This window comes from Pseudalkalibacillus sp. NRS-1564, from assembly GCF_050467905.1.
Classification (GTDB): Bacteria; Bacillota; Bacilli; order Bacillales; family Guptibacillaceae; genus Guptibacillus; species Guptibacillus hwajinpoensis_B.
Map to the genome: position 1 here is coordinate 1 of NZ_JBITPM010000002.1, position 26043 is coordinate 26043.

29 protein-coding genes and 1 pseudogene are annotated in these 26043 nt (G+C 40.8%); 23 read left to right on the forward strand and 7 right to left on the reverse strand.

From position 1 onward, the window contains the following. Positions 1-124: 124 nt before the first annotated feature. Positions 125-1594, forward strand: a pseudogene (locus ACIFPW_RS00320) (IS1182 family transposase); the annotation flags it as partial. Positions 1595-1731: 137 nt separating this feature from the next. Here the strand turns inward: ACIFPW_RS00320 and ACIFPW_RS00325 are convergent. Continuing rightward, positions 1732-1815 (reverse strand): YjcZ family sporulation protein, encoded by an 84-nt coding sequence (locus ACIFPW_RS00325; protein ID WP_194222236.1) that lies wholly within the window; start codon positions 1813-1815, stop codon positions 1732-1734. Positions 1816-2007: 192 nt separating this feature from the next. Further along, positions 2008-2592: a helix-turn-helix domain-containing protein gene (locus tag ACIFPW_RS00330; RefSeq protein WP_430241147.1), complete on the reverse strand. Its 585-nt coding sequence runs from the start codon at positions 2590-2592 to the stop codon at positions 2008-2010. A 486-nt stretch (positions 2593-3078) separates the two neighbouring features. Here ACIFPW_RS00330 and ACIFPW_RS00335 point away from each other — a divergent pair, with 486 nt between their 5' ends. Both ACIFPW_RS00335 and ACIFPW_RS00340 read left to right on the forward strand, forming a co-directional pair. Continuing rightward, the gene (locus ACIFPW_RS00335; protein ID WP_283152621.1) at positions 3079-3711 is read left to right on the forward strand and encodes an HNH endonuclease family protein; all 633 of its coding nucleotides are present in this window, start codon (positions 3079-3081) and stop codon (positions 3709-3711) included. 53 nt (positions 3712-3764) lie between these two features. After that, a complete protein-coding gene (locus ACIFPW_RS00340) occupies positions 3765-4007 on the forward strand; it encodes a hypothetical protein (protein ID WP_371019008.1) in 243 nt (80 codons plus the stop codon). Positions 4008-4063: 56 nt separating this feature from the next. Here ACIFPW_RS00340 and ACIFPW_RS00345 read toward each other — a convergent pair whose 3' ends face one another. The 3 genes from ACIFPW_RS00345 to ACIFPW_RS00355 are packed head-to-tail and all read right to left on the reverse strand — an operon-like array spanning position 4064 to position 9490. Further along, positions 4064-5626, reverse strand: coding sequence for a SagB/ThcOx family dehydrogenase (locus ACIFPW_RS00345; RefSeq protein WP_430241150.1), 1563 nt, complete (start codon positions 5624-5626; stop codon positions 4064-4066). Positions 5627-5645: 19 nt separating this feature from the next. After that, on the reverse strand, positions 5646-7592 hold the full coding sequence (locus tag ACIFPW_RS00350; protein WP_430241152.1) for a TOMM precursor leader peptide-binding protein: 1947 nt from the start codon (positions 7590-7592) through the stop codon (positions 5646-5648). After that, positions 7589-9490: a putative thiazole-containing bacteriocin maturation protein gene (locus tag ACIFPW_RS00355; RefSeq protein WP_430241154.1), complete on the reverse strand. Its 1902-nt coding sequence runs from the start codon at positions 9488-9490 to the stop codon at positions 7589-7591. The genes ACIFPW_RS00350 and ACIFPW_RS00355 overlap by 4 nt, the downstream gene beginning before the upstream one ends. 449 nt (positions 9491-9939) lie before the next feature. Here ACIFPW_RS00355 and ACIFPW_RS00360 point away from each other — a divergent pair, with 449 nt between their 5' ends. The 8 genes from ACIFPW_RS00360 (at position 9940) to ACIFPW_RS00395 (ending at position 14648) form a co-directional block, all read left to right on the forward strand. Next, on the forward strand, positions 9940-10167 hold the full coding sequence (locus ACIFPW_RS00360) for a hypothetical protein (protein ID WP_430241156.1): 228 nt from the start codon (positions 9940-9942) through the stop codon (positions 10165-10167). Positions 10168-10274: 107 nt separating this feature from the next. Beyond that, entirely contained in the window at positions 10275-10484 is a 210-nt protein-coding gene (locus ACIFPW_RS00365) for a hypothetical protein (protein WP_430241158.1), read from the forward strand. 483 nt (positions 10485-10967) lie between these two features. Further along, on the forward strand, positions 10968-11312 hold the full coding sequence (locus ACIFPW_RS00370) for a hypothetical protein (protein ID WP_430241159.1): 345 nt from the start codon (positions 10968-10970) through the stop codon (positions 11310-11312). Between the two features lie 171 nt (positions 11313-11483). Then, on the forward strand, positions 11484-11912 hold the full coding sequence (locus ACIFPW_RS00375; RefSeq protein WP_430241161.1) for a DUF4181 domain-containing protein: 429 nt from the start codon (positions 11484-11486) through the stop codon (positions 11910-11912). A 51-nt stretch (positions 11913-11963) separates the two neighbouring features. Next, complete coding sequence (locus ACIFPW_RS00380) at positions 11964-12431, forward strand: GNAT family N-acetyltransferase (protein WP_430241162.1); 468 nt, start codon at positions 11964-11966, stop codon at positions 12429-12431. A 121-nt stretch (positions 12432-12552) separates the two neighbouring features. Continuing rightward, the gene (locus ACIFPW_RS00385; RefSeq protein ID WP_430241164.1) at positions 12553-12900 is read left to right on the forward strand and encodes a hypothetical protein; all 348 of its coding nucleotides are present in this window, start codon (positions 12553-12555) and stop codon (positions 12898-12900) included. A gap of 54 nt (positions 12901-12954) precedes the next feature. After that, positions 12955-13578, forward strand: a complete 624-nt coding sequence (locus ACIFPW_RS00390; protein WP_430241165.1) for an HAD family hydrolase — start codon at positions 12955-12957, stop codon at positions 13576-13578. 698 nt (positions 13579-14276) lie between these two features. After that, a complete protein-coding gene (locus ACIFPW_RS00395; RefSeq protein WP_430241168.1) occupies positions 14277-14648 on the forward strand; it encodes a DUF948 domain-containing protein in 372 nt (123 codons plus the stop codon). A gap of 323 nt (positions 14649-14971) precedes the next feature. On the opposite strand, the gene ACIFPW_RS00400 is transcribed toward ACIFPW_RS00395, so the two are convergent. Beyond that, positions 14972-15325, reverse strand: a complete 354-nt coding sequence (locus ACIFPW_RS00400) for a heterocycloanthracin/sonorensin family bacteriocin (RefSeq protein WP_430241169.1) — start codon at positions 15323-15325, stop codon at positions 14972-14974. Positions 15326-15733: 408 nt separating this feature from the next. Between ACIFPW_RS00400 and ACIFPW_RS00405 the strand changes: the two genes are divergently transcribed. From ACIFPW_RS00405 to ACIFPW_RS00430, 6 genes are all read left to right on the forward strand, one after another. After that, positions 15734-16261, forward strand: coding sequence for a DUF6773 family protein (locus ACIFPW_RS00405; RefSeq protein WP_430241170.1), 528 nt, complete (start codon positions 15734-15736; stop codon positions 16259-16261). A gap of 6 nt (positions 16262-16267) precedes the next feature. Further along, complete coding sequence (locus ACIFPW_RS00410; protein WP_430241172.1) at positions 16268-16468, forward strand: helix-turn-helix transcriptional regulator; 201 nt, start codon at positions 16268-16270, stop codon at positions 16466-16468. Positions 16469-16828: 360 nt separating this feature from the next. Continuing rightward, entirely contained in the window at positions 16829-17425 is a 597-nt protein-coding gene (locus ACIFPW_RS00415) for a DJ-1/PfpI family protein (RefSeq protein WP_430241174.1), read from the forward strand. 49 nt (positions 17426-17474) lie between these two features. Next, positions 17475-17930 carry a GNAT family N-acetyltransferase gene (locus ACIFPW_RS00420; protein ID WP_430241176.1) on the forward strand — a complete coding sequence of 152 codons (456 nt, stop codon included), beginning with the start codon at positions 17475-17477 and terminating at the stop codon, positions 17928-17930. Positions 17931-18239: 309 nt separating this feature from the next. After that, positions 18240-19637, forward strand: coding sequence for a DUF2254 domain-containing protein (locus ACIFPW_RS00425; RefSeq protein WP_430241177.1), 1398 nt, complete (start codon positions 18240-18242; stop codon positions 19635-19637). A gap of 302 nt (positions 19638-19939) precedes the next feature. Then, a complete protein-coding gene (locus tag ACIFPW_RS00430; protein WP_430241179.1) occupies positions 19940-20662 on the forward strand; it encodes a DUF421 domain-containing protein in 723 nt (240 codons plus the stop codon). Positions 20663-20739: 77 nt separating this feature from the next. Here ACIFPW_RS00430 and ACIFPW_RS00435 read toward each other — a convergent pair whose 3' ends face one another. After that, a complete protein-coding gene (locus ACIFPW_RS00435) occupies positions 20740-20877 on the reverse strand; it encodes a hypothetical protein (protein ID WP_430241181.1) in 138 nt (45 codons plus the stop codon). Positions 20878-21100: 223 nt separating this feature from the next. Between ACIFPW_RS00435 and ACIFPW_RS00440 the strand changes: the two genes are divergently transcribed. From ACIFPW_RS00440 to ACIFPW_RS00465, 6 genes are all read left to right on the forward strand, one after another. Further along, entirely contained in the window at positions 21101-21790 is a 690-nt protein-coding gene (locus ACIFPW_RS00440; RefSeq protein WP_430241183.1) for a copper homeostasis protein CutC, read from the forward strand. A gap of 36 nt (positions 21791-21826) precedes the next feature. Continuing rightward, complete coding sequence (locus ACIFPW_RS00445; protein WP_430241185.1) at positions 21827-22270, forward strand: hypothetical protein; 444 nt, start codon at positions 21827-21829, stop codon at positions 22268-22270. A gap of 36 nt (positions 22271-22306) precedes the next feature. Continuing rightward, positions 22307-22537, forward strand: coding sequence for a hypothetical protein (locus tag ACIFPW_RS00450; protein WP_430241187.1), 231 nt, complete (start codon positions 22307-22309; stop codon positions 22535-22537). A gap of 284 nt (positions 22538-22821) precedes the next feature. Next, entirely contained in the window at positions 22822-24108 is a 1287-nt protein-coding gene (locus ACIFPW_RS00455; protein ID WP_430241378.1) for an ABC transporter substrate-binding protein, read from the forward strand. Positions 24109-24189: 81 nt separating this feature from the next. Beyond that, the gene (locus ACIFPW_RS00460; RefSeq protein WP_226612502.1) at positions 24190-25128 is read left to right on the forward strand and encodes a carbohydrate ABC transporter permease; all 939 of its coding nucleotides are present in this window, start codon (positions 24190-24192) and stop codon (positions 25126-25128) included. Beyond that, positions 25128-25970: a carbohydrate ABC transporter permease gene (locus ACIFPW_RS00465; protein WP_226612072.1), complete on the forward strand. Its 843-nt coding sequence runs from the start codon at positions 25128-25130 to the stop codon at positions 25968-25970. Before ACIFPW_RS00460 ends, ACIFPW_RS00465 begins: the two co-directional genes overlap by 1 nt. The last annotated feature ends 73 nt before the right edge of the window (positions 25971-26043 follow it).

The following is a 26043-nucleotide window of genomic DNA, read 5'->3' on the forward strand; positions in this document are numbered from 1 at the left end:
CGAGACCAGTGAAAAAGTCGAATTAAGACCAGACCGGTGAGTAAAATTTAAAATTCTCCATGAAAAAACCCCCTGAATGGTATAATGGGTACGACCAAATACCGACCATTAGGGGGTTTTACTTGTGCTTCGATTACAGTCAAAGCAATCAAGTTTTCACTCTGTATTATACGATAAAATTCCGGAAAATCATATCCTTAAGAAGATAACGACCGTTATTGATTTTTCTTTCATTAACGATCTTTTGAAGGACAGTTACTCCGAGCGTTTTGGCCGTCCTGCCAAAGAACCAGAGTTAATGTGTAAACTTTTATTTTTACAACATTTATATAATTATTCCGATGAACAAATGAAGGCAGAAGCTGAACTGAACCTCGCGTTTATGTACTTTCTCGGTCTCAATCCAGAAGATTCCCTGCCAGACAAAAGTCTTCTGTCCAAGTTTCGAACGCAGCGACTTGGAGAAAATACTCTTGATGAAATGATGACTGAAATGGCGAGACAATGTGTAGAACAAGGAATCCTCGAAGGAAAAAGTGTCAGTATTGACGCTACTCATATCGAAGCGAATACTAAGAAGAAAACACCTGAACGATTGATGAAACATCTGGCCCGGAATATCATTCATACACATGAACGAGAAACCGGGCAATCACTTGAGAATTTACCAGAGGTTCCAGATTATCAGGAGATTCCGGATCACCGAGAAGCGAAGGCTGTGATGAAAGATTATTTATTGAACGTAATGAATCTAGTAGAAAAACAAGCATCAAATAACAATCCAAACACAAAGGAATCAATACAAAAAGCTCAGGAGATCCTAGCGGATCCTAAGTTTCTCAACCAAAAAGGCATTCGGTCCCTTATTGATGAAGATGCGAGAGTGGGCAGGAAAAGTAAGACGCAAGACTTCTATGGATACAAAACTGAATTTGTGATGACAACAAACGAACGAATTATTACGTCCGTACGTACATCGGATGGGGCTTACACAGATGGTAGTTATGCCAAAGAAATGTTAGCTCAAACCTTAAAATCAGACATGATCATCACGGAAGTGTATGGGGATAAAGCTTATTTCAGAAAATCTATACTGGATGATATAAAATCCTTAAAAGCGCACCCTTATATACCTGTAAGCTCCCTTGTTTACAGACTTGATGAAAGTCAATTCACCTATAACAAAGACGCTGATGAATGGCAGTGTAGCCAAGGGAATATCACCGAAAAGAAGAAATATTTCAGAACGAACGGAAAAGATGGTGGCCGTGAAGGATACAAATATTACTTTGGATTGAAGCAATGTAAAGCCTGTCCACTTCATGATAAGTGTGCAAAAAAGCGTGCAAGAAGATTACTGGTTGTAGGGATTAACACAGCGGAATTTTATGAAATATCGCAACATCAAAAGTCTGATACGTTTAAAGAAAAATATAAAAAGCGAGCTTCTATAGAAGGAAAGAATGCGGAGCTCAAACGATTTCATGGCCTATCTCGAATCAGGGGGTATGGTCTATTAAGTGCATCCATTCAATCGAAATTAGCCGCCATCGCGGTAAACATAAAGAGGATCGCTACGATAGCGTCCTCTTTTTTCGTGTATATTTGGTTGAAAATCTCCTATTACACTCTTTATTTAGAGTTAGCTATTAAGTCTTTGAAAAAAACGTTAGTTTTTCACTGGTCTCGAACCGTCCCGGCGATTCCGGCGATTCCCCTTCATTGGTATTATCAGTTTACAAAAGCAACGCCGACGATGATCAATAGAACGAACAAGACAACAATTAGGGCGAAGCTGTTATTGTATCCAGACATAGTTATCACTCCTGTGATTTTCAAGTTAAGAGGTAATGGATCACTCTCATTAATAGAATATGCAATGGTTTGAAAGGAGTGAGGACAAGTAGTGAAAATAGTCTTTAGTGGTTTAATGTATCGGGGGTCAGGTACGTGCCTGACCCCCTCTTTAGTTCCTGACCCCCTCTTTAGTTCCGGTTCACAAAAAGCTCATATCAGCTGATAATACAATCCGAATTTCGTATCATACCACAATAATTTGCCATGCTTGCTTTTAGGAAGGCGTGCTTGTAAATTCCATTCCGGATATTGCTTCATAATTCGAACTTGATCTCCAGTTGCAAAAGCAATAAAGGAGATATAGTGATTTTTAGACATCGGATGTTCGCTAGAAATATACCATTCATTGTCAATATCCATGATGGTAAGTTGGTTTTCAGTTGTTGCTTTCTTTGCTTCTAATCGATCTAATTTTCTTCCGCAGCAAGATATGGAAATATCTCCAGTTGCTAAAGCGATATTTTGACATAATTCACATACAAAGTAATTTGATTTTTTCATATTTCCTCCTACAAAATCATTTGACGCTAAATCACCATCTAAGATACTTTCAATGTTAACTCCTAACAGTTCAGATAACTGTGGTAATAGCGAAATATCTGGACAGCCATAACCTCGCTCCCACTTTGAAACGGTTCGATCAGAAATGTTCATTAGATCGGCTAATTGCTTCTGAGTAAGGCGTTTTTCCTTCCTCAAACTATAAATTAGTTCTCCCACTTTACTATTGTTCATCGTATTCTCCTCCTACTACGTTTCTATCTTAAAAGCTAATAAGCTCAGTAACAACAAACGTTCCGTAGAGTTTTTTATAAAGAAACAGGGTGACGATTCGAGATTGAAAAAAGGTCTAATTTGGTCTTAATAGTTTAGGTCATTTTATCGTGGGTGATTCGCACTGATTTTTTCATATCATCCAAAGGTCACGCTTTTTATGAAGCTTGTAAAAATTGTTGGGAACATCTACTTAAAAATGAGAGAACGCTCACTAGCTCATATGAACCAACTTTGATTATATGTCTTTGAACGGTAGAACATTGTTTGAAAATTATGCTAGATTTAAGGCGCGCTCATACATAAAAGAAACATCCTGCTTGATAAAAGAGGTTACTACGCTTTGTTATGTCTCAGTTCTTTTTTGACTTAAAAGACTATTAATATCTCTTACGCCTGAACGAAGGTGTTAGGACATAAATAATCAAAAAAGTAGGAGGCATTACTATGTTTAAGAAATCAATTTTAGTTGTTTTTACGTTGGTTCTGTTGTTTAGTGGATATCAATTTGGACTTCCGTCCGCTCTTGCGATCCCTCCTGGAACGCCGTCAAAGTCTGCCGCTCAATCTCAATTGGATTCCTTGACTGTACAGTCTGAAGATTCTATGTCAGGATACTCACGTGATAAATTCTCACACTGGATTGGACAGGGGAATGGCTGTGACACGCGTCAATTGGTGCTGCAGAGGGATGCTGATTATTACAGCGGTGACTGTCCTGTAACGTCTGGTAAATGGTACAGCTACTTTGATGGCGTGCAAGTGTATGACCCGTCTGATTTAGATATCGACCATATGGTTCCGTTGGCAGAGGCGTGGCGTTCTGGAGCAAGTAGTTGGAGCACACAAAAGCGAGAGGATTACGCGAATGACCTTGATGGTCCGCATCTTATTGCAGTAACGGCAAGCAGCAACCGCTCCAAGGGTGATCAGGATCCGTCTACTTGGAAGCCAACGCGTTACAGTGCTCACTGCGGGTATGCAAAGTGGTGGATCAATACGAAGTATGACTATGATTTAAGCCTTCAGTCTTCAGAGAAATCGGCTCTTCAAAGCATGCTGAATACGTGTAGTTATTAATTCGGGTTAGTTGATAGTTTGATCGTTTCGACAAGCTGAGGAGGTGCGCTCAAATGAAACAAAAGTCGTCCATTTTCACTGCAACTCACGGTGTTATGACCGAAGAAGTAGGTGTGATTAGCGGGGAGCTTGAACTGGTGACTTCCTGTGATGAGAAAGGCGATCTCACGCTTCGCATCACGTATGTAGGAGCAGAGGAGTGGTACACGCTTCCTGGGAAAGAATATCGCTTACACGATGTGCGTGACCATGAAGTCATTCACCGTTTGCTCGTTTCGGTGCTTGAGCGCTCATAAAATTCGACAAGTGACAGGCACCAAAAGGGGTCAGGTACGTACCTGACCCCTCCATCTCAACCATGCATCCCCCCAACCAACCAACTCTTAGCCCGATGAAACCCTACAGGAATTTGAATAATTGTCGTTTTCTGTGCAGCTTCCAGTTCATAAATGTCATCACAACCATTGATATCAAAACCAAGCAGGGGATGACCGTTCATACCAAGTGCGCTGGCCGTTAATAATAGTTGCTGAAGAAGCATCCCAGCTTCCATATGTTGAATGCGATAGCCTCTGTAGCCAAGTTCTGCTTTGTGATACGTGCGATCTCCGACTAAATGCAGGCAGATCGGAACTTGATGCAGATTAACGTTGTGAAGGGACATTCCAGCTTGGAGGTCTAAACGAAAGTCACCCTCTTTAATGGGTAAAAGGGAATGAGAAGTAGGGTCATACCGATAAGCCCCATTTGGAATGCCATCAACTTGATAAAAGCATCCGTAAAGAGAGACGCGTGACAATTGATTTTCTCCCTTATCTAAATCGTTAGCGTACGTGTAGGAATCGGTGCTTTCCTTCAGAAGGGAAGCGAGCTGAATCTGATCGATTCTTTGTCCGTTAAAATCCATTTCTGGTGAATAGCGATTCTGGCAAACGTGAGCTAAATCTTTGGTGATCGCCCTTGCTTTAGGCAAAGCAATCTTTGACTTGTTTTCGAATTTCTCTTCTCTTTTTTTAAGCCCCCGTATCAACCCGGTAGATTCAAGCAGCGTGGCGTGATGAAGCTTTGCGATTTCAGGAAACGGTAGGACGTTTTGTGAACGCTGGTAATGCGTTGGTTTGATTATAGGGATTTCTTTCACCAATTCTGCTGCTGAGCATTCTCCAGGCGCCTCTTCATGCACAATATTATGCTTTGATAGCGGGATGACCGCGTAAATACTTTCCTCCAGATCCTTTATTCCCAGTAGGTGATTGATCGCTGAATCTAGAAATTGAAAATTTACTTCTGATGAAAAGGAGAAACGTTTACTAACCTCCAATAGCTGACCAATAAGCGCTCCCGCATCCAACCCTTGAAGACGATAGGAAAAGTTGTTGTATTTAAAAAAGTTCTTCCAAAACATCGTCGTGATGATGACGACCCCAAAACAGTTTGAAAGGTTAGAGCTACTTCCTAGTGCGCTGTTTAAGTAAGAATCAAAATGACCTTTACGTAGCAAAAGAAGGCGATGATGAGCTACATCATAATGGTAAATCCCGTTCGGTAGTTCATCTAGTTTAAGATATAGATACAGTTCACTCGGATATAAGCCGCCTCCTGATGGGGAGAAGCGGCGGAATGATTGCATCGTTTCCGCTGATTCTCCGTCCGTGTCAGAGGGAAAAGCTGTCTGGCTAATCTGAGACAGCCCATAAACATACCAGAGAAAAGTACCCATTGTCTTCAGGTTCGGTGGTTGGTGAAGTGACTGGTCTTGAAGCACAAGTGGAATGTCGTAAGAAAGTCGGTACTCCGGCAAATGACGATAGATCTTAAATGGCAGGGGAGCATCGTCCCAATCCACTTCCCAGTTCGGTGGCGTCACAAGGTCATTTTGGAAATGCAGTTGATGTAAGAACAAATCAAGATCCATCACTAACCTCCTCGCCACGTTAAGGGAACGGGTGCGGATAAGGGTTGAGCTCCTCAACTGTTAGTTCTCGATCAACATATCCGAGTTCTTTTGGAACTTTCAATACTCGGCTTAAGCCGGTAACGCGCCTTAAGTGATGGCCAAATGTCATCGGCAGCATGCCTGGAATGATGACCTTTGCGCAGTGAAGTCCGTTCCGATGAATTTCAGGTGTAGTTTGATCAACGACGATGACATCCAAGTGCAAATGGCGAAAGGTTTGTAACATCGTATTTAGATCATCCGTGAGGTCGGCATGACATTTTGACGGTTGAAAAGCTTCTTGGAATGTTTGCATAGGTCGATTCTGATTTAGTAAAAAGTGAAGGCGTTCTTCCGCTTCAGGAAGTCCGTACACCATGCCGTGATCATCCATTTTCTTCACGAGAGAAGAGTCGTGATACATGGCTAGAAATTCATCTTTCTTGTTTTTAAAATCTTTATTTAACGGTGGGATAAGTCCAACACTCTCAAAGATTGCACTTTTTACAGCTCTCACAGGGTCGAGATGTGCGCCAGCCGCACACATCAGATTTAAGCGATCGGTATGAGAAGTGCGGTTCCTCGTAATCGTTAAGATGCAGGGGATGTTGTGTTCCATCGTTGCATTGTATAAATAAAGATCATAGCCTAGTACTTCTCGCATGCGGTCGATCATCAAATGCAGCTCTTCGTCATTTGATGAGACTGGATCAATCCGAGGAAGAGAGAGCTTTGCATACCATGTTAATAGAAAAGAGTCGCGTTCAAGTACTTCCATCATGCCATAGAAAATGGCTTCTTCAAGACTTCCTCCGATTGCACAGCCGTTGGACGTTTCAAACACAAACCCATCCCCGCAGCCCATGCTGTAATAAGCGAGCCGCTCTGGCACGAGAATCGGCTTTTTTTCAATAAGAGAGTAGCCCCACACCCAGTTCATTTTTCGATCAGGATGAAATGGAGCGAATGGATAGCCTTGCTCTGCATACTGTTCATCGGCATGAACGCCGAGCTTAAGAGGGTTCAAGGCTAGATCCAGATTGCGATAGGAATCGTGAACAACGGTTCTTTTACCTTTTGGATCAATGCCACAAGACCGCTCCAACCCTTCCAATATCGCTGTCATTTCACTCATCGCATACGAATTTGTTCTTCCTGCAGAGCCTTCATTTCCATTAAACAGAGGAAGGTTAACGATCGCATCAGCATACGGTGTTTCAAAATCGATCATAAGACGATTTAATAGACCTGTTCGTGGATCGAGATAATCTCTTGAAAGTACGTTGCTTAAGTCGTCCATCGAACGACATCGATAGCTATCTTCACTAATTTTCAAACTTGGTTTAAGCGTAATCATCGCATCCGTTTCGGAGTCTTCGGGCAAATGACTGCAAACGGAACAATAGGCGTCTGGTAAGATACGATGGCGAGAGCTCTCAAGGGAACCTAAATTGGTAAATTGAATCGCCCTTTCTAATTGAGGAGACTTAAGATGTACCACATTGTGCACTTCATTTTTGATCAGTTGAGCCATTTGAAGAAGTCCCGTTTGAGAGAGCCATTCATCACGAATATCGTCAGCAGCCTTGCTTAAAACCTGTTGAATTTTCCATAGATCTTCCCGGTCGGTTGCTGCCATCATCTTTCTTGTATCCGCACATTGTGAACAGCCTTCACGACCGGGGCGAACGAGCGGACCAACGACACCTTCACCAAATGATAAGAAGCCCCGTAGCCAATCGATACCGTGTTCTCGCGCCACTTCCTCCGCAAGTTTATGGATCGATGGATTCCAATAGTCATGGATGACAAGTAACAATGTCGTCTGCTTAGGGATCGGCGCATCCAAATCTGGAAGAAGCGTGAGGTGAAGGTGGGGAGCGAGTTGTTCCGCTATGCATTCTCGTAGCAGGCCATTTCCTACTAATGTAATGTTAGCACTCACATCGTCTCCCCCTCTCTTAACAGAACGCCATAGATATTTACTGCTTCATCTTTTTTTAAAGTTTCAAGATTCACTTTTACGAAGGAAATCTCTTTTCCTTGTTGTTCAAAAAGGGTGAGGACAGACCGAAGAACATCAGCCTGAAGGCTTGCATCATAAGCAGGAATAGCGATGGATTGGATCGGTTTATCTTGAAACGGAATCGTTGAAAAAGAGAGTGCTGCTGAAATGGTCTTGTTTTGAGCTTCTTTCACGGCTTGTAGGAGCGCCCTTCGTAAAGCGAGCACGAGAGTCAGTCCGACGCTTCCGTACCAGCGCTGATCCTCGGCTTTTCTCCATACGACAGGCAGGCCGTTCGAATCTTTCCCTAAACCGAGATCGGGAACTTTCTTCATGGTCGTTAACACCTTCAAATAGAAGCGGCAGATATCGTCTTCAACTTTATCGACTGCACATCTCGATAGGCTTTCCATGCACTGATCGGCTTTCTGGTTCCATTCCTCTTCTACCATTGTTTGCAGTGCCCGATTGATCGCCTCAATGAACGTTTCTCCAGCACCGATGTGGAGATCGGTTTGCGAGTAAGTAGCTTTTTCATAAGGAGAGGGAAGTGACGAGATAATCTCCTCTTTTAACGGGAGGACGTATGCTTCTATTCCACTCATTCCGGCTTCCCGCCTTGCTTCTTCGTGTGTTAAAGCTGCACTTATAAACCTGGATGATTCAGCTGATTTAACGTTCACCGTCTGGATTTCACATTGAGCTAAAGGTAGTTGAATTAGCTCTCCTTCTTCCCACTTATGAAAAATGCCGATCTCACTTGAAGTTAACTGACTGAAATAGTAGAGAAGTTCGTTTTGATCTTTTTTCTCCATCCTTTCACTAGATTGTATAGAAACGGTTTCGACTTCGATCTTTCCTGATACTAGTGGATGAGGTTGATAGGAATGCCACTTACCCTCAAGCGTTTCTGAGTTAAGTAGAAATACATGATTGTTCGAATGCGTAGGGACGCCTGTGCTCTTTTTAAACCATTCAAAAACGATCACATTCGCTAGCATTGCACCAGCGGACGGTGAAAAGGAGCTCGTGTTTAGTGATTCATGATGTAAGCTTCGCCATGCGGATTCCCAGCAGCCGCTGTCTGCAGTAACGAGCGGGCCTGCGATTCCAACTCCTTTTGTATAGATGGCGGGAAGAAATGGTTTTTTCTTTTCTTTACAGGCATGCAGAAGACTGCGGAGCTCCTGGACATTGTCATCTGAGGAGACGTATAAAACTGCATCAAATGGTTCGATCTGCTTCTCCCAGGAGATTGGGTCTCTTTTTAACATGACCTCAATTGAAACTTCAGGGTCTGATTTTCTTGCAGCTGCTTCGAACTCTTTGATTCGGTGTTGGCTAGTCTGCTCATCTGTTAGCAGTGTATGGAAACGAGGCAAACCGGATGTAAGTAATGACGAAACCAGTCCAATTAGCATCGATCCTTCTCCAACAATGAGAACGTTTTTCTGACGGTATTGCTGAAACCGATAAGATCCAGAGTCAGTAAAGCTTTCGATGAACTCAATTTGTGAAGCAAACTTTTCCACGACCTTTGGTTTCAACTGGTGGGGACGATCTTGGCTAACGTCACGAAGGAACCCGTTCGTAAAGAGAGAGTCGGTAATCTCGTAAACCCGATCACGATACGGCTTTGATAGTCCATCTGTGAGACTTGCCAGCGAATATTCCCCGTTATACATCGGAATCAGTTTTTCAATCCATTGATGAATCGTGGTCCCTTCCATACGAAATGAACCTGAATTGTTCCTAAAATAAACGCTCCCGCTCGGCTCCGGCATGAAGAAAGTGCCCTTCTTTAGCTTTAAACGCATAGAAGGATGAACATTCATCATCAGACACCTCCTGCTTCACTGATCTGACTTCATACTAGGAGTCTATGTTCGTTGCTTTGTCTCATATGTGTGGACAAAAACAAGAAACGATGCTAGCGAACTTCATAAGATTTATTCGAATTGTTGTTAACGCCACTAGTCCATTCCGATAGGTTTCAGACATAAGGTAAATTTGATTTTAGAAAGGTTGTTAAATGGATATTTATGTTAAAGTTGGAGTGAAGCGTGATGAAATCATTACTGATAAGGACAGTGATTTTAGAAGACTCCGTTCCGAGATAACAAAACGCTTGAAATCAAATTTGATGCATATCGTATGAAAAATGAGACAAAAAGTGAAAGTTTAATAGAGGAAGTACTGACTCGTATAGGAGCAATGGCAACCAATAAAATCCTTCAATGTTGCGATAACTGACAATGAAATCGACGAATGAAGGGAGTATGAAAAAATGAAGAAAAAGAAGAAACTCATCCATTCCGAATGGAGATTGAGTGTGATGGCTTTGGCGGTTTTCATCGGAGGGAGCTTTGGAAGTCAACTCGTCTTTCTGCCTGATGTGCCCTATCTACCTCCTATATTTGGGTATTTAACCGGTTCTTTAATAATGGTCGCCGCTAATGCGATTTACGTGGTTTATAAGCGAAAGAAAATTACTAGGACGGGAGATCAGAAATAGAACCACGGGTAAGATTATACGAATATGAGGTGAAAGAATTCGTGAAGCTTTCGATATGAAAAGACAAGGTTAAAGAGATGGTCAAGACTATGAAAAGGAGGCTTCTTATGAAAAGCGAACAGAGCAGTAAACGGAATAACGTTCAATGGACTGCATTTGGGATTGTTATGCTCACTCTCGTTATTAGAATAACGTTAATACTATCGGGAATAGCACAGGATTTAGAATACAGCACAATGAATGCGATAACTTGGACAGGATTTGCGGTAGGAATTATTTTTCTATTGGTTTCTTACTTGTTTCCAAAAGAGACCTAAACCGTCATAGCGTAAACTAAATCGGAGCGAATCCAAAACTATATAACTTTAAGTAGATTACAAACATATTTAGAATCCACGTAAAGAATGATGGAAATATTGATAGGAAATAGGGGTTCTATATGAGGATTTTGCACAGGCAGTGGGTAAGAAGTTTACTTTTAGTATTTGTTTTAGCTTTTCTATTAATATGGGACTGGATTGTCTTATTTATTCTAGGGTTATTACTATTGGGCTTAATAGAGATGGTGGTTCATAAAAGTAAAAAGACCTCTTATTAGCGAAATTTTCACCTAGGGAAATTTTTCGTTTAAACATTGTACATCGATCGTTATTGGCATTCTAGCATATAGAAGAATGTAGGTTGTAAGTAAGAAGAGGTAAACTATCTTGTTTACGAGGAAAGATATCTCTTATACAACATTGAAGTGATGTGGAGGTTCAGCAACTGTTATTGATGTATCTTTAGGGGGGAATGACCAGGTGTTGAAATGCAAGATGTTCTTCATTATGACTGCTCTAACTCTTACTTTGATAGGTTGTTTTCAGGTTGAAGAAGGGACGTTTATTAATGGGGAAATAACAGAAATCAACAAAGAAAGTGGGGATATGGAAATTGATATCCAAGCTTGGACAACAGTTAGCGATGCAGAATCCTCGACAGAGTCATATCAATTTAAAGACAAACCAGACTCACCTACTATACGAGTTTCCGATCCTGAAAAATATGATGAGGGGCAAAGAGTAGAGGTGAAAGTGATCAAAAATTATGAAGAAGATGTCTGGGATTTAGATCGATTAAAGTTTGAAGTGGAAGAGGTGAATTAGATATTTAACCTATTAAATGCGTTAGTTAAAAATTGAGATCGAGTCTTCAGTCATCTCGGAGCTTATTCGTATATGAATAGGCTTTTTCTAATGTTAAACAAAAGATTGAGAAAAGTGTATTAGTTTGAAATAATTGGTACTAAGGTTTTTGGCAGAAAGGACGGGTTTTTATTGTATGGGATTGATCAGGGATTTTGGCTGAAGTTATTGATCTTAATTACAATCTTAGGGCTATTAATCTATTCTTTTCAAGCAATTATGAGAAGGTTGCTAAAGGTTGAAAAGAAGAAATTCTTTTCCAACCACCATCTCAACGAAACGCATAAGAAAGTGGATCGGAGTATTAGGGTCATCGTTATCGGCTTGCTTATTATTGGTTATGTTTATAATGTCACTAGACTGTCTACCGAATGGGTATGGTATTTGGAACCGTGGTTCTTAATGTGTCTCATGGTCGTTACTACTGAATCATCTACAGCATTGATGGAATGGAAATACGCAACAAATCGAAAGGATTATCTTTTTACAATTAGTCAATTACTCTTTTTTATCATATTGATGGTGTCAATGTTTTCTAGCAATTTTTTTGGATTGGTGTAAAGGGTAATCTTAGTTATGTGAAATGAGTGAATTGCGATAGGAGGAGTCCAGTTGTTACTTTTCACACCCATTAATATAGCTAAACATCGTAAAGAAGTCATAACGTTTCGTAAGGATTCCTTTCTAGTGAGTTTTGGAGATTTAACAAACTTTGGAGATGAAAATAAATACTTAAATTGGTTAGAAAATAAGGTGAATGAATTTCCAGGTGGTTTCGTTATGGTAGAAAAAGAGTCTGAATTCATCGGACAGCTCGAATTAACTGTAAAGGAATATGAAGGTAGGAAAATTGGCTATGTGAACTTATTTTATTTAGTCCCAGAAAGCCGTGGCATCGGTATTGGCAAAGAGTTACACAAATACGCTTCCAATTATTTTGCGGATCAAAATCTTAAAGAATTTCACTTGAGAGTATCACCGTCAAATCCATCTGCATTAAGGTTTTACCATAAACTTGGTATGGAAGAGATGGGTTTAGAGTTGGATGGAACAGTGATAAGGATGAGAGGGTTTATCTAAACGGCTAGTTAAAGAATAGAGAAGCGCTTGCTGATTAAAAGGTAAGCGCTAAACGTACGTTTAGAGCAAATTGGTTGAATAAATCATCAAAAAGGGATTGATCATTATCGGGTTTTCACTAGTGTTTTTAATGGTTTTAGGAACTATTGCCATTTTGACATTTATCGTTACTCCAATTAGAGCTGCTAGAAATAATGAGAAAGGAAAATCCCCTCGAAAAATCTCTTATGTTATCGTAGGTTTGTTGGTTTTGCACTGGGGATTTTTCTTATGGGGTGGTTACGCATTATTACCTGTGAATATAGCAGATGCCCTATTTATGCCTGTATGGGTAGTGCTTTGTGTCGCAGGCTTGATAATAGCGATCTATGAGTTTAAAAACAACAAAGTTTTTTCAATTCCCGTGGCTGGTTTTACAGCAATCAGCTTATTATTTAGCATCTTCATTAACGGCATATCGAATATGTAAGGAGTTCATTCCAGTGATATAGAAATTTTTATTTTTCGAGAGGTGGATCTAAATATGGATAGTATTATTTTTGATTTAGATGGAACGATTTGGGATCCGATTGATACTGTACTTGATGCGTGGAATGGTTGCATCAAGAAGCATAGTCAAATTAGCAGAGAACTAACTCGAACTGATTTTGAAGGAACTATGGGGCTACAAGTGCACGACATTAGTGAAAAATTGTTTCCGCATTTGGCAGAGGAAGTGCGTGACCAGGTGATGCATGAGTGTTTAAATACCGAGGAGCATTACTTAAAGAAACAAGGGGGCAAACTTTTCCATAAGGTAGAGGATGTCCTTAGTTTACTTTCGAAGAAATACAAACTCTATATCGTAAGTAACTGCCAGGATGGATACATCGAATCGTTTTATGAGTTTCATAACTTAGGTGATTACTTTTCGGACTTTGAGAATCCAGGGAGAACCGGGCTATCTAAAGGGGAAAATATTAACTTGATTATCGAAAGGAACAACCTAACTAATCCTATATACATCGGCGATACAGAAGGTGATTTAAAGGCATCAAGATATGCTGGGATACCTTTTGTTTATGCAAAGTATGGGTTTGGAGAAGTAAGTGAATATGATGAGATTATAGACAGGTTTGAAGAACTGGTGGAATTATATGGATCTTAAGAGATAGGGGTGTTTGTTGTGAAAGAAATGGTTGAGTGAGTTGTTCTATAACGAAATAAAATGGTATTGGAGTTACTTTGAATATTAGTAAAAAATTGAATAGTGAAGCTGTAAGACTAGTGACAAAAGGAGAATTAATAGCGTGTTTAAAGATATCTTCAATACACGGTTAAAATGTTCTGCGTGTGATCGCTTATTAAAATCAGGTGATGAAATTTTTGTACATATGACACTTCCAAATGAGAAAAAAATGCCTGTTGGTGTTTTAGATAAAATGTTAAGCAAACATGCCAACACCGTTTACTGTAAAACGTGTTATAAGGAATAGCCTTGTTATTCTCGGCAGATAAGTTAGTCATAGATTTAATGATACTCTCCGGAACAACAAGTATATATACGAAAAGTTATTAGTTCAATCAGAAAAACATACTTTCAAAAAGCGTCTTCTTGAGTAAAGATGCTTTTGTTTTATTCTAGATTGCTTATCTTTATTAGGATTAATATCGTGGTCTACAGTTTGAACTGTAGGCACTATATTTAAGAGATTGTGTTCTATTCCTTTAGAACTCTCCAGTAATGGCGACTAGCACCCTCTAGAATCAGATCCTTTTACCAGTCTTACATTAATAAATTCCATCTGTTTCATAAGAAGGAATGTCCTAACCCCCACCTTCATAGACTTAGAGAAAAGAAGGGAGGTGGTCTCAATAATTGAGTGGAGTGTTACCCTTGTAGCCATGGCGTTTATTGTTCTAGTCGTCTATTTGGTTTTGACTTTACGAAAAGTTATGACAACATTGGCAGAAACAAAGGAGACGTTGTCTGGCGTCCGTAATTCAGTAAACGGCATTTCAGACGAAGCAGAAGAACTGATTCATAAAGCCAATGAAATTTCGGTTGATGTCAAAGGGAAAATGGAAGCTGTTGACCCCTTAATCGAGTCCGCTCATGATGTGGGCGATATGATACACGACGTAACAAGCTCAATAAAAAGAACGGCACTGCAGAAGAACCGTAAGAAAACCATCCATACACAGGAAAGCAAGCCGGTACACATTAAATTGAAATAAGGAGAAAGAGACTGGGAATAGGTAGTGACCCCTGAAAGTTAGAGTTAAAACTAACTTCTGGGGTGCACTACCAAACCGGTCTCTTTTTAAATTTATGAGCTTCCGAGGCTAGGATTTATCTATATTGTATAGATATTTTTAGGCTGTTCACTATATCATTAGTCCTGTACGACGGCCATGCAGCTTTAATGAAATGAAAAAGAGCTTGGAAGCATTGTGCCTCTAAGCTCTTTTCTGTGGGGTTTTAGTTTATGATGTAATTCGTTTATCAAAAGCGTGATTAAAATCAATCCAATTTCATTTTATGTTAGGAATTGATCCGATCAGCGTCCACCACAACGACCACCGCCTCCACCGCAACGACCGCCACCTCCACATCTTGCGGCACAACCGCCGCATCCAGCGCATCGAGCACAACGCGCGCAGCCGCCGCCGCACCCGGCACACCCCGCACATCCAGCACAACCCGCGCATCCAGCGCAGCCTACACAACCCGCGCATCCAGCGCAGCCTACACAACCTGCGCATCGGAAGCAGCCATAGCAAACAAACCCGATTAAGCGGGAATCATTTGGATCAACATTTGTATGATAGTTGACTTGCTCACATGGTACTAAATTTTGGGCATGGTATTCTCCGACATCTAAGTGTTGAAGATCATTTTGAAATTGATTCATTTATGTCACCTCCACCGACGTTCTTTTCTAATGGTTTGAATATCCTAGTCGATTATCTAGTGAAACACTTTCTCCAACAAAATATGTAGAGTGACTGGGTAATGTTCCTAATTAAGGAGCGGAATACATCGGTACAAACTAGTGGGAGAAGGGACATTTATGAATAATCGCATCGTGTCAACGGTTCGCAGGATGCCTAACAGTCAGATCAAGTCACTCATTTATTAAATCTCTCAAGAATGCTCAACCAGGACCTCATGGTTAAATCCCCCCTTTTAATTTGTGGTAAAACCCTTGAAAGAAAATTAAATACGTCTAAATGAACAATATATATTGCAAAAAGACATTAATAATATATAATGGAAAAAGAAGGATAAATTAAATTTATAAAAGGGAGGAAGGGTAATAATGGGATTTGGATTTAAGGGGAAGCAGAAAGACGAACGGCTGACGACTCTTCAAAATAAGATTTACCGGGAAATGTATATTCTCATTGTGGTGATTTGTGCTCTATCAGTTTTGTATAAACAGTTTCTGGTTGAGGACGGAATACAGCATGTATGGACGGAGATTATTATTTTTAGTGCCAGTTCTGGGTATTATCTTATACGATCAACGATCCTTGGAATTTTTTCAGATGAGGTAGAGATGCACGATCGATCGAGGAAGGTGAGCTTTAGTAAACGGAATTTCTTGATCAGTCTTCTCTTGGGAGTGGGGTTTTCTCTTTTCCTTGCGGTTAGAAACTCTTTGAAGTATGGAGAAGGTGCTGAGGAAACATTTTATTTTTTTCTCAGTATTTTATTAGGGTGCTTAATGATTTACATTCCTGTCTTATTTGTCATAATGGTGGTACCCTATGCGGTAGCGAAGTATAAAAGTGATAAGATAAATGAGCAGGAATTAGAAGAGTTGGATGATGAAGATGTGCGGTGATCAGTTGTGAAAAATGTGAGACTAAAAACGGCAAGAGTGGAGCATGATCTCTCCCAGCAGGAGCTTGCCAAAAAGGTTGGCGTGTCGAGACAGACGATTGGGCTCATTGAGCTCGGAAAATATAACCCGACGCTGCAGTTGTGCTTGTCCATTTGTTGGGCGTTAAATAAATCGCTTGATGAGCTGTTTTGGATGGATCCTGAATAGAAGAGAAGCTACGTTGTTCTACGAGGTGTAGTGTAACGTAGCTTTTTTATTCTTATTTTGTTTTCTTACCGAAATTTTGGGCAAGCGAAATAATGCCTACAAGATAACAAGGAAAACTGACGAGTAAGGCCTCAAACCATGAATTTTCGATTGTACGGTATAAGAGAATGACGAAGATTGCAGCGATAAAGTAAGTAGGTACGAATTTTTTTGATAAAAGTAATTCACTCAGAATGAAACAACTCCTCTTAATCGGAACTATTTTTTCCGTATCCGGTTATTTTATCAGAAATGCCACCTCATAATATAGTAAAGTTAATCTATCGAAAAGGAAATCGATTGATCATGGAGGTCAAACAAATGCGACAGCGTCTTGTTGGTATTTTACTGTTTAATGAAGTAGAAGTCTTGGATTTTGCGGGTCCCTTTGAAGTCTTTTCGATTACAACTACATTAGAGTCGAACGTAAAGCCTTTTGTGGTTAAAACGATCTCAGAAAATGGGGAAATGGTTACGGCGCGTAATGGATTAAACGTGCAACCCGATTATGGTTTCGACGACCACCCTTCGTTTGATATCGTTATTATTCCTGGTGGGTATGGCGCTGAACAGATTGAAATCAACAATCCTCGGATAATTGCATGGATTCAAGATCAGAACTCAAAAGTGGAGTTGATGACATCGGTTTGTACGGGAGCTTTGCTGCTGGCGAAAGCAGGTGTGCTTGATGGAAGAAAAGCGACAACTCATTGGATGGATCTGGATCGATTAGAAGAGGAATTTCCAGAGGTCTTTGTTCAACGGAATGTGAAATTCGTTGATGAAGGTTCGATTTTAACATCAGGGGGCATTTCTGCAGGTATCAATTTGTCGTTCCATATGATTGCTCGGCTACATGGTAAGGAAGTCGCATTAAAGACAGCAAAACAAATGGAATATGATATTACGATCGAGTGATTTGTTAATCATGAAAAGCGAGCAATGTACCGATAAAGGAGTGAATTCAGTGGAGATTATAGTAGATGATTTAAGAGGACCTGAAGTGGCTAAATTATTGAATGACCATATCCAAAGTATGCAAAAGCATTCTCCACCGGAAAGTAAGCATGCGCTGGATCTAGAGGGGTTACGGAAGCCTGAGATTACGTTTTGGAGTGCTTGGGAAGCGGGTGACTTAATTGGATGTGTAGCGCTTCAAAGATTGAACAGCCTCCACGCTGAGATTAAGTCCATGAAAACAGCTTCTGCTCATCTAAGAAAGGGTGTCGCAAAAAGACTTCTTCAACACGTTATTGATGAAGCGAAAGCGCGTGGATACGAACGGTTGAGTCTTGAAACAGGTTCAATGGAAGTCTTTCAGCCGGCCAGGCGTTTGTATGCAAGCTTCGGATTTCACGAGTGTCAGCCGTTTGCGGGGTATAGGGAAGATCCGAATAGTGTGTTTATGAGTTTGGAGATGTAAGATTGTTTTCTATGATGTGTCATTTAGAGAGAAGTAAAAGGAGTGCTAATGGTTCAGTCAATTAGCACTTCTTTTCGTTGTAGGGTGGCATCTTGTATTAATTCAGAGTAATTTTCCTTTTTAGGAAATACGAAAAAGCGTTCATCGATAAGATAATCGTATAAAACAGGGTAGCCTGTATGGGCCGCTGGAGTTTTTTTATGTTTTTATGCTCCTCTTGATGGAAACAATAAAATCCAGGTTAGTTTACTCCTGACAAGGGTAGTTAGTAGAAGTGATATAAACTCTTAAGAACAGAATGGTGATCAAATGGGGTTCTTTTACTATATAAAGAAATATTTAAAAATGTCGAGACGTCAGCGGAAAAGTGAATTGAATTCAACCATTTGGTTTATGCCATTTTGGTATATTGTTGGAGCTGTAGGTTTATCTATTTTTACCTATTATCTCGACTATGTTGTGGATGTTAGCTTGTATCTGCCAGTTGGAATTGGCTTTAGTGGACAGACGCTACAGGTTCTATTGAGTGCACTTGTAGGAGGGGTGCTGACACTAAGTGCCTTTACACTTAACTCCTTACTTGTTGCCCTGACGACGTTTAGCGGGCAGTTTTCTTCTAAAATGCTTGTCAACTTCGTTAGTGACCGAGCGACGCAGCATGTACTCGGTATTTTTAACGGAAGTTTTATTTACGTCCTCTTAAACTTCTTATACGCGACGCACGGAGAAGAGGAGTATGTAGTTGCGACACCTGTTTTATCCATTCTGACAGCTATTACAGCCGCCATAACGTTTATTTATTTCATCAACCATACTGCTACGTGGATGCAAGTTCATAATATCAGTTTCAATATGAATGCTAAGTCAAAATTAGTGCAGGCTTCTCTTGAAGAAGAATTAAAGCCTTATCACCTTGAGAAGGAAGTACAGAAGGAAGACATTCCTTCAGATCCTGATGGAAAAGTTATCAAAACCAACCAATCTGGTTATCTTCAAGTCGCTGACTTTTCAAGGTTGATTAAACAAGCGAATAGAGACGACGTTCTCCTCAGGTTCGATGTTAGAATTGGAGAATTCGTCATAGCAGGCACACCACTGCTTACTTATTGGGAACATGGACAAGTGATGAATCCAGACCGCTACTTGAAATCCATTGAAATCGGGGTCAAACAAACAGAGATTCAAGATCTGGAATATGGTCTTATTAAGCTTGCCGAATTAGCTATTAAGGCTTTGGGTCACAATGATCCGCTTACGGTGACGAATACCATTCATCAGATTGCTGATTTGCTGAATAGTATTGGCAAATCAAAGAATTTCTCTCCCTACCTTTTTGATCAGGAAAAGAAGCTACGAATTATCTTAAATCAAAAAGACTTTAGTTATTACCTTCACAAGGGATTTGCTTCCATTCGTGAATATGCCAATCAAAACACAACAATTATAACGGCGCTTTTAACGATGATTGCCCAGCTAAGTAAAACAATGGATGAGGAAGCACACAAAGATCTATGGGAATTTGCCCGCCAGACGATTTTAGGGTTTGATAACTACAGCTTGTACGAAAATGATTGTCTTCACATTTTAGAGCCTTTATCCGTACTTGCTAAAAAGACGGGTAATGAGAAGGATTATCTGTTCCTGCTTGAATATATGCTGGAGCGGGTTAGTTCGAAGAGTGCTGCTAAGATGCCTTCTTCAAATTAAGCTATCATGAAAAGGAACAACCACGTTAAAGATAGTTTATTTCCTGGTAGGTATTGAAAAAACGATAAAAGACATCCTGCCGTTTTTCTTCGCAGGCATTGTGATTGTATTGCTTGTTACCTATATTCCATCTCTAACGCTTTGGTTGCCTGAGCTGTTTGAGTAAAGGAAATTGTTGGATGCAAATGAGAAAAGGACTTATCCGTAGAAGCGGGTAAGTCCTTTCTCATTTATTTTGAAAGTACTGCCTTCCTCACTTTCTGGCCATACTGAGGCTATTCGTTAAAAAAGAGGTGGGTCTTATGGATATATTCATGGATGCCTTGAAGGTCATCTTCCGGATAGTAACGATTCTTCCGTTCATGCTCGCCATCGGACTCTATATGGGGAAGCGGTCTATTGGAGAACTACCTGTATTTGATTTTCTAGTCGTTCTTGTATTTGGTGCTGTGGTAGGAGCGGATATCGCTGATCCTGAGATTGATCATATTCACACGGTTATTGCGATGATTGCGATCGGATTGCTACAGAAGTTAATTTCAAGGATAAAGATAAAGCATCAGAAGTTAGGAAAGCTTCTTACGTTCGAACCTACTGTTGTGATGTACAATGGAGTATTCCTTAAAGACAACATGAAGCAGATTCAATATTCGATTGATAATGTCCTTCAGATGCTTCGAGAAAAGGACGTTTTCCATACAGAAGATGTCGAGCTTGCCATTGTGGAGGCTAATGGAAGACTTAGTGTGAAACTATATCCAAGTAAAGAGAGCGTTGTTCGTGAAGATATGGCAATCGATAAGCAGGCGAATGATGTTGAGATTCCTGTTATTTTGGATGGGCGAGTACAGAAGGATATACTGCAGCACTTAGGGTTTACTGAAGCATGGCTAATGGATCAGCTTGAAAAAAGAGGGGAGCCTTGTGCATCTTCGTTATTTTACGCCGGAGTTAATGCAAAGCATGAGTTAGTTATTTCTAGGAAGGATCAAGCTTCAAATCATGTTCCGCCTTTTCGACACTGAACAGAGGGAGCGGCGACTAATACAAGAGGCTTGGATAGAAGCTGCATAAAGAAACTCAGGCGTTGGCCTGAGTTTCTTTATGATTTCCGCTTTGATTTGGTTTCTAGTGGACGACCACCTTGTTCACCTTGAGAAGGAGCAAGATCGGCTTCATTCGTGTACGATTTCTTACTAGCAAAAGGCTGCTTAGCATATTGTTTCTTGTTAAGTTTCATTTGAATCACCCCTGATTGTTAGAGTGTCTAATAGGAGCGAAACTATACATAGAGCTTAATCGACAAGTAATGACAGGAATCGGGAGGTGACAGGCACTCGCGACTCGCGAATTCGCCAAACTCCGTGCATCCTGAAATGGAAAAAGCTATGATGATAGTGGAACATTTAATTTCAGTGAGAACGATACAAAAACATCGAGTGAATCAGATAGGAGTTGGAGAAATGATCGAAGTGATCGTACAGAACAGAGAAGAAGCGATCGAGGCAGAAGCATTCGGAGCAGGTCGAGTTGAGCTTGTGACTGGTATTGAAGCTGGAGGGTTAACGCCAAGCTATGGAACGATAAAGTCGGTAATAAACAGTGTTACGATTCCCGTTCAGGTGATGATTCGTCCAAACGGATATAGCCACTGCTACAGCGAAGGGGAGAAAGAGGTTATTCTTAACGATATCCGCATCTTAAGTGAACTCGGAGGCAATCGGATTGTTATCGGAGGAATAACGAAGGATCATACCATTGACGGAGGGTTACTTGAAACGATCATTCAGCAGCAGCCGGATATCGACATCACCTTTCATCGAGCGTTCGAAGAACTCTCTTCTCAAAAAGAAGGGTTTAAAACCCTTGCTCAATACCGAAATGTGAAGCGAATTCTTACATCCGGTGCCAATCAGGAAGGGCAAGAACGGATCGCTCAGCTTCAAGAGCTTGTGCGCTACTCGGAAGAAAGTGGACCAACGATCATGCCAGGATCAGGACTTTCACTCGCTACTATTGAGAGCATTCACCAAGCGGTGCAAGCAGAAGAATATCATTTTGGTAAAGGCGTAAGAGTGGGAGAAGATTTTTCAAATCACTTTAGTGAAAAATCGATTAAATCGATTGAACAGGTGCTAAACAAAAGGAAGTAATCGTGGTTCATTAAATGCAAGAAGGGGTTCTTACATATGCTTCTCAGCAAATTCAAAACAGCACTGCTGACCGCCCTAATCACGTGGGTATTCGGCATTGTATTCACAACGGTAGGGTGTCTCATCTATCTACTGAGCGGGGGAGACGGGGATATTTCTGTCGCTATTGGTGGTGCTTTTTTAATGATTATTTATCTGCTACCGTTCCTATTAGTAGTAGGAATTGCGATTTCAATCGCCTCTGATGAGCTCACACGCGAAAGTAATCGCAGGAAGCGATATGCCTATATCATCCATGTCGGCCTCGGGATCATGCTATTCTCGTTTCTCTTTCCGATTACAAAAGTAGTAACGGACTTTGGTTATTTCATTAGTACGAGTCCCTGGCTGTTTACCGTGATTTTTACTGCTTCAGTCTTTTGGAAGTTTGATGAAAAGTCAAAGGGAAAGTTAGCGCGTACTTCTTTCGAGGTTTCGTAAACTCAATACAACATGTAAAGGTAAGGTGATGAGCAAATGGATGACGCAAAACGGAAACAGAAAGAAAAATGGAATGTGACGGTGCTTGTGGTTTTAGTCTTCCTATCATTCCTTTTTCAAGTCTCAATCGTATATGGCTTCTTAAGCTATACTATCTATTTGTTTATCAGCTACTTTTTCTTTTATAAACCAATACGAATGTGGGATGTTGTTTTTTATTTAGGTATGGTTATTGCTTTATTTATTGCACTTAAATTAACCACTTAGCGCTACCAATGTAAACAGCGACCTTCTCTCTAAACAACTGTAGCAAAGGATTTATCGTTCCAATCAGTATTCCGCCATCGATGCTTTCAGTTTCAATATTCTAAAAACATTCAAGAAACCGGTTTACAAATTTTTAGAATAATGTTGCTTTTCTAACGATATAATCTTATAATCAGTTTATGAAAACGCTTTACTTTGATGTGAATCGTTCATTTTTTTATTCATTTAGGAAACCGGTTTCCAAGCGTTTTTAAAAATCGCATGAGGGGGAAGTAACGGTGAAAATCAAAAGCAAAAAGAAGTGGTTGGGGTTAGGACTGGCGTCGCTGCTTGTATTTTCTTTAGCAGCTTGTAATGGAAATGACAGTACGTCTGGCGATGGCGGTGATGAAGAGGTTACGTTGAATTTCTGGGCATTTGGTGCAACGAATTATGAAGAACTTGCGAAGGAATACGAAAAGGAACATCCGAACGTGACGATTAAAGTGAGATCTGCAGAATCAGCAGAGCATCATGATGCGCTTTTTACAGCTTTGTCTGCTGGTAATGGGGCACCTGATATTGCGGCTTTGGAAGTGGATCTACTGGATCGATTCAAAGAAGCGCAGGGACGTTTTGAGAATTTATATGATCTTGGTGCGAAGGATGTGCAGGATCAATACTTAGATTGGAAATGGGAAGCTGGCGCGAATCAAGAAGGCGATTTCCTAATTGGTCTACCGACGGATATTGGCCCGAAGGCACTGTATTACCGCACGGATCTCTTTGAAGAAGCTGGACTTCCAACAGAGCCAGCGGAAGTAGAATCCCTTATTAATTCCCCTGAAGCATTTAAAGAAGCGGGAATGAAGCTGAAGGAAGAAACAGGAAAACCATTCGTGGATAGTATCGAAATGGCTTATCGCGCTTATTTAGATGCTTCTGAAAAAACATACTTAAATCCTGACGGTGAACTATTGCTAGGTGAAGAAGGAAACGACGTGAAGAAGGCATATGACTATGCTGTTGAGTTAGATGAAGCAGGCATTGTTGGCAAGCTTGAAATGTGGACACCTGAATGGGCGAACGGCGTCAACAAAGGTGAATTCGCAGCAGAGCTTGGAGCAGGATGGTTGAAGGGATGGATGGAAGGAAATGCCCCTGACGCGGTAGGAAAATGGCGCGTGGCAACACTTCCAACTGAATTCGCAGCGAACTGGGGAGGCTCTTATATTTCCATTCCAAGTGAAACAGATCATCCACAGGAAGCATATGACTTTGTTGAGTGGCTTGTATCCCCTGATAATCAGCTGAAATCATTCCAGAGCAAAGGCTTATTCCCTTCCGCTACTTCTGTCTATGACATGGAAGAGTTCAAAACGAACGAAGATGAGTTCTTTGGTGATCAAGTAACATCAACTGTTTTTGCTGAAGCGGCACAGGATATTGATGGCGCGGTCTTCAAAGGCGTGAAATACTTCCCTGTTCATCAAGAAGTATTAAATGCGCTTCATAACGTTCAAGAAGGTGGCGATCCTGAGAAAGAATGGAAAGCTGCGATTAAGCGTGCTGAGGAATTAATAGACCGATAGAAGCAGTATTTGTGATGGGATATGGTGGAAACCCACCGTATCCTACTTAATCACCGGAAGTGGGGAGAAAGCGTGATTTCAATGAGTGGACAGGAAAGAGGGGTTAAGAAGAAACGATATCGTTCTGAAAAGAAAAAGGATATGATTTCAGGCTATTTGTACGTAGCGCCTTTTTTCATTATTTTTGGAGTGATTGGTCTTTATCCCGCTATATTCAGCGTTTATCTTGCGTTTCAGAAATGGAACGGATTAAGTCCAATGAGCTTTGTTGGGCTCGATAATTTTCGGATCGTTTTAGAGGATCCTCTTTTTTGGAAGTCAGTATACAATACGATCATCATGGGATTAATGGGCACGGCGCCACAAATAGTCGTCGGCATTGTGTTGGCGTTTCTATTAAATCTTACATTCCTTCGATTTAAAAATTTCTTTCGAATTACGATCTTTATGCCGTATATCACCTCGATGGTGGCGGTCGCCCTTATATTCAGTGTGTTATTTAGTAATCACGAGTCATCACTCGCCAACTACATGCTAGGCGTCTTCGGATTTGATCCGGTGAATTGGTCCACATCTGAATGGGGAACGAAAATCGCGATTTCCATTATGGTGTTCTGGCGCTGGGTTGGGTACAATACGATCATTTACTTAGCGGGGATCCAAAGCATCTCAAATGATTTATATGAAGCCGCAACGATTGATGGCGCGAATAAGTTTCAGCAGCTTCTCTATATTACGATGCCTTTGCTGAAACCGTTTATCATCTTAACAGTGTTCTTCTCAACGGTTGGGGCACTCCAGCTCTTCTCTGAGCCGACGATTTTCTTAGGCGCTGGGGCATTTACACGAGACGAAGCACTAACGGTCGTTATGTACTTGTACCGAGATGCCTTTAAGCTTCAATCCTTTGGTACGGCCTCTGCGACAGCTATTATCCTGCTTGTGATCATTCTTTTCTTTGCAACGATCAATACGCTCATCACATCAGGCAATGGCCGTAAGAAGAAGGGGGTAAGGTAATGGCGAATCGAAAGGAACGAAAAAAAGTCTCTTTCAGTAAAGTGCTCATCTATCTGTTTCTAGGACTTGCGTCACTCTTATCCTTGTTCCCATTCTACTGGATGTTTGTGATGGCAACGCGTCCGAGTGCAGCTTACAATTCAATCCCGCCTACGATCACGCCAGGCGGTATGCTAGTCGAGAACTTCCAGAAAGTCCTGAATCAAATTGATTTCTTTCAAGCGATGTGGAACTCCTTTCTTATTTGTTCCATCGTTACGCTAGTTGTGCTGTTTATTAGCTCGCTAGCAGGATTTGCGTTCGCGAAATTTAAATTCCCAGGCAAGAACGGATTGTTTATTGCGATTTTATTAACGATGATCATTCCCCCTCAATTGGGACTGATTCCACAGTATTTTCTCGTATCGAAAGCTGGCCTTCTCGATACGCTTGCTGGGGTAATGGTCGTGTTCTTCCTTAATCCGCTCGGCATCTTCCTCATGAGACAATATGTGAGTGAGTCCGTTCCGGATGAGCTGATTGAGGCTGCGAAGCTCGATGGCTGTTCGAACTTTAAGATTTATCGAAGCATCGTTGTCCCGATTATTCTTCCGGCTTTTGCAACGCTCGGCATCATTGTGTTTACAGCGGTGTGGGGAGAATTCTTATGGCAATTTACGGTCTTAAGGGACCCGGAGAATTATACAATCCAGGTTGCATTAGCTTCCTTAAGTAACACGTTTAATATTGATTTCGGAATGATTCTCTCAGGCGTGTTCTGGGCAACGATTCCATTGCTCATTATTTTCTTATTGTTTAACCGCCTATTTATTTCGAGTATTACAGAAGGATCAGTAAAATAGAGGCTCAGCCGATATAGAAATTGCTTCACATAGCGTTTCTTAGTAAGCTATCAGTATAAATTCTATTATGATG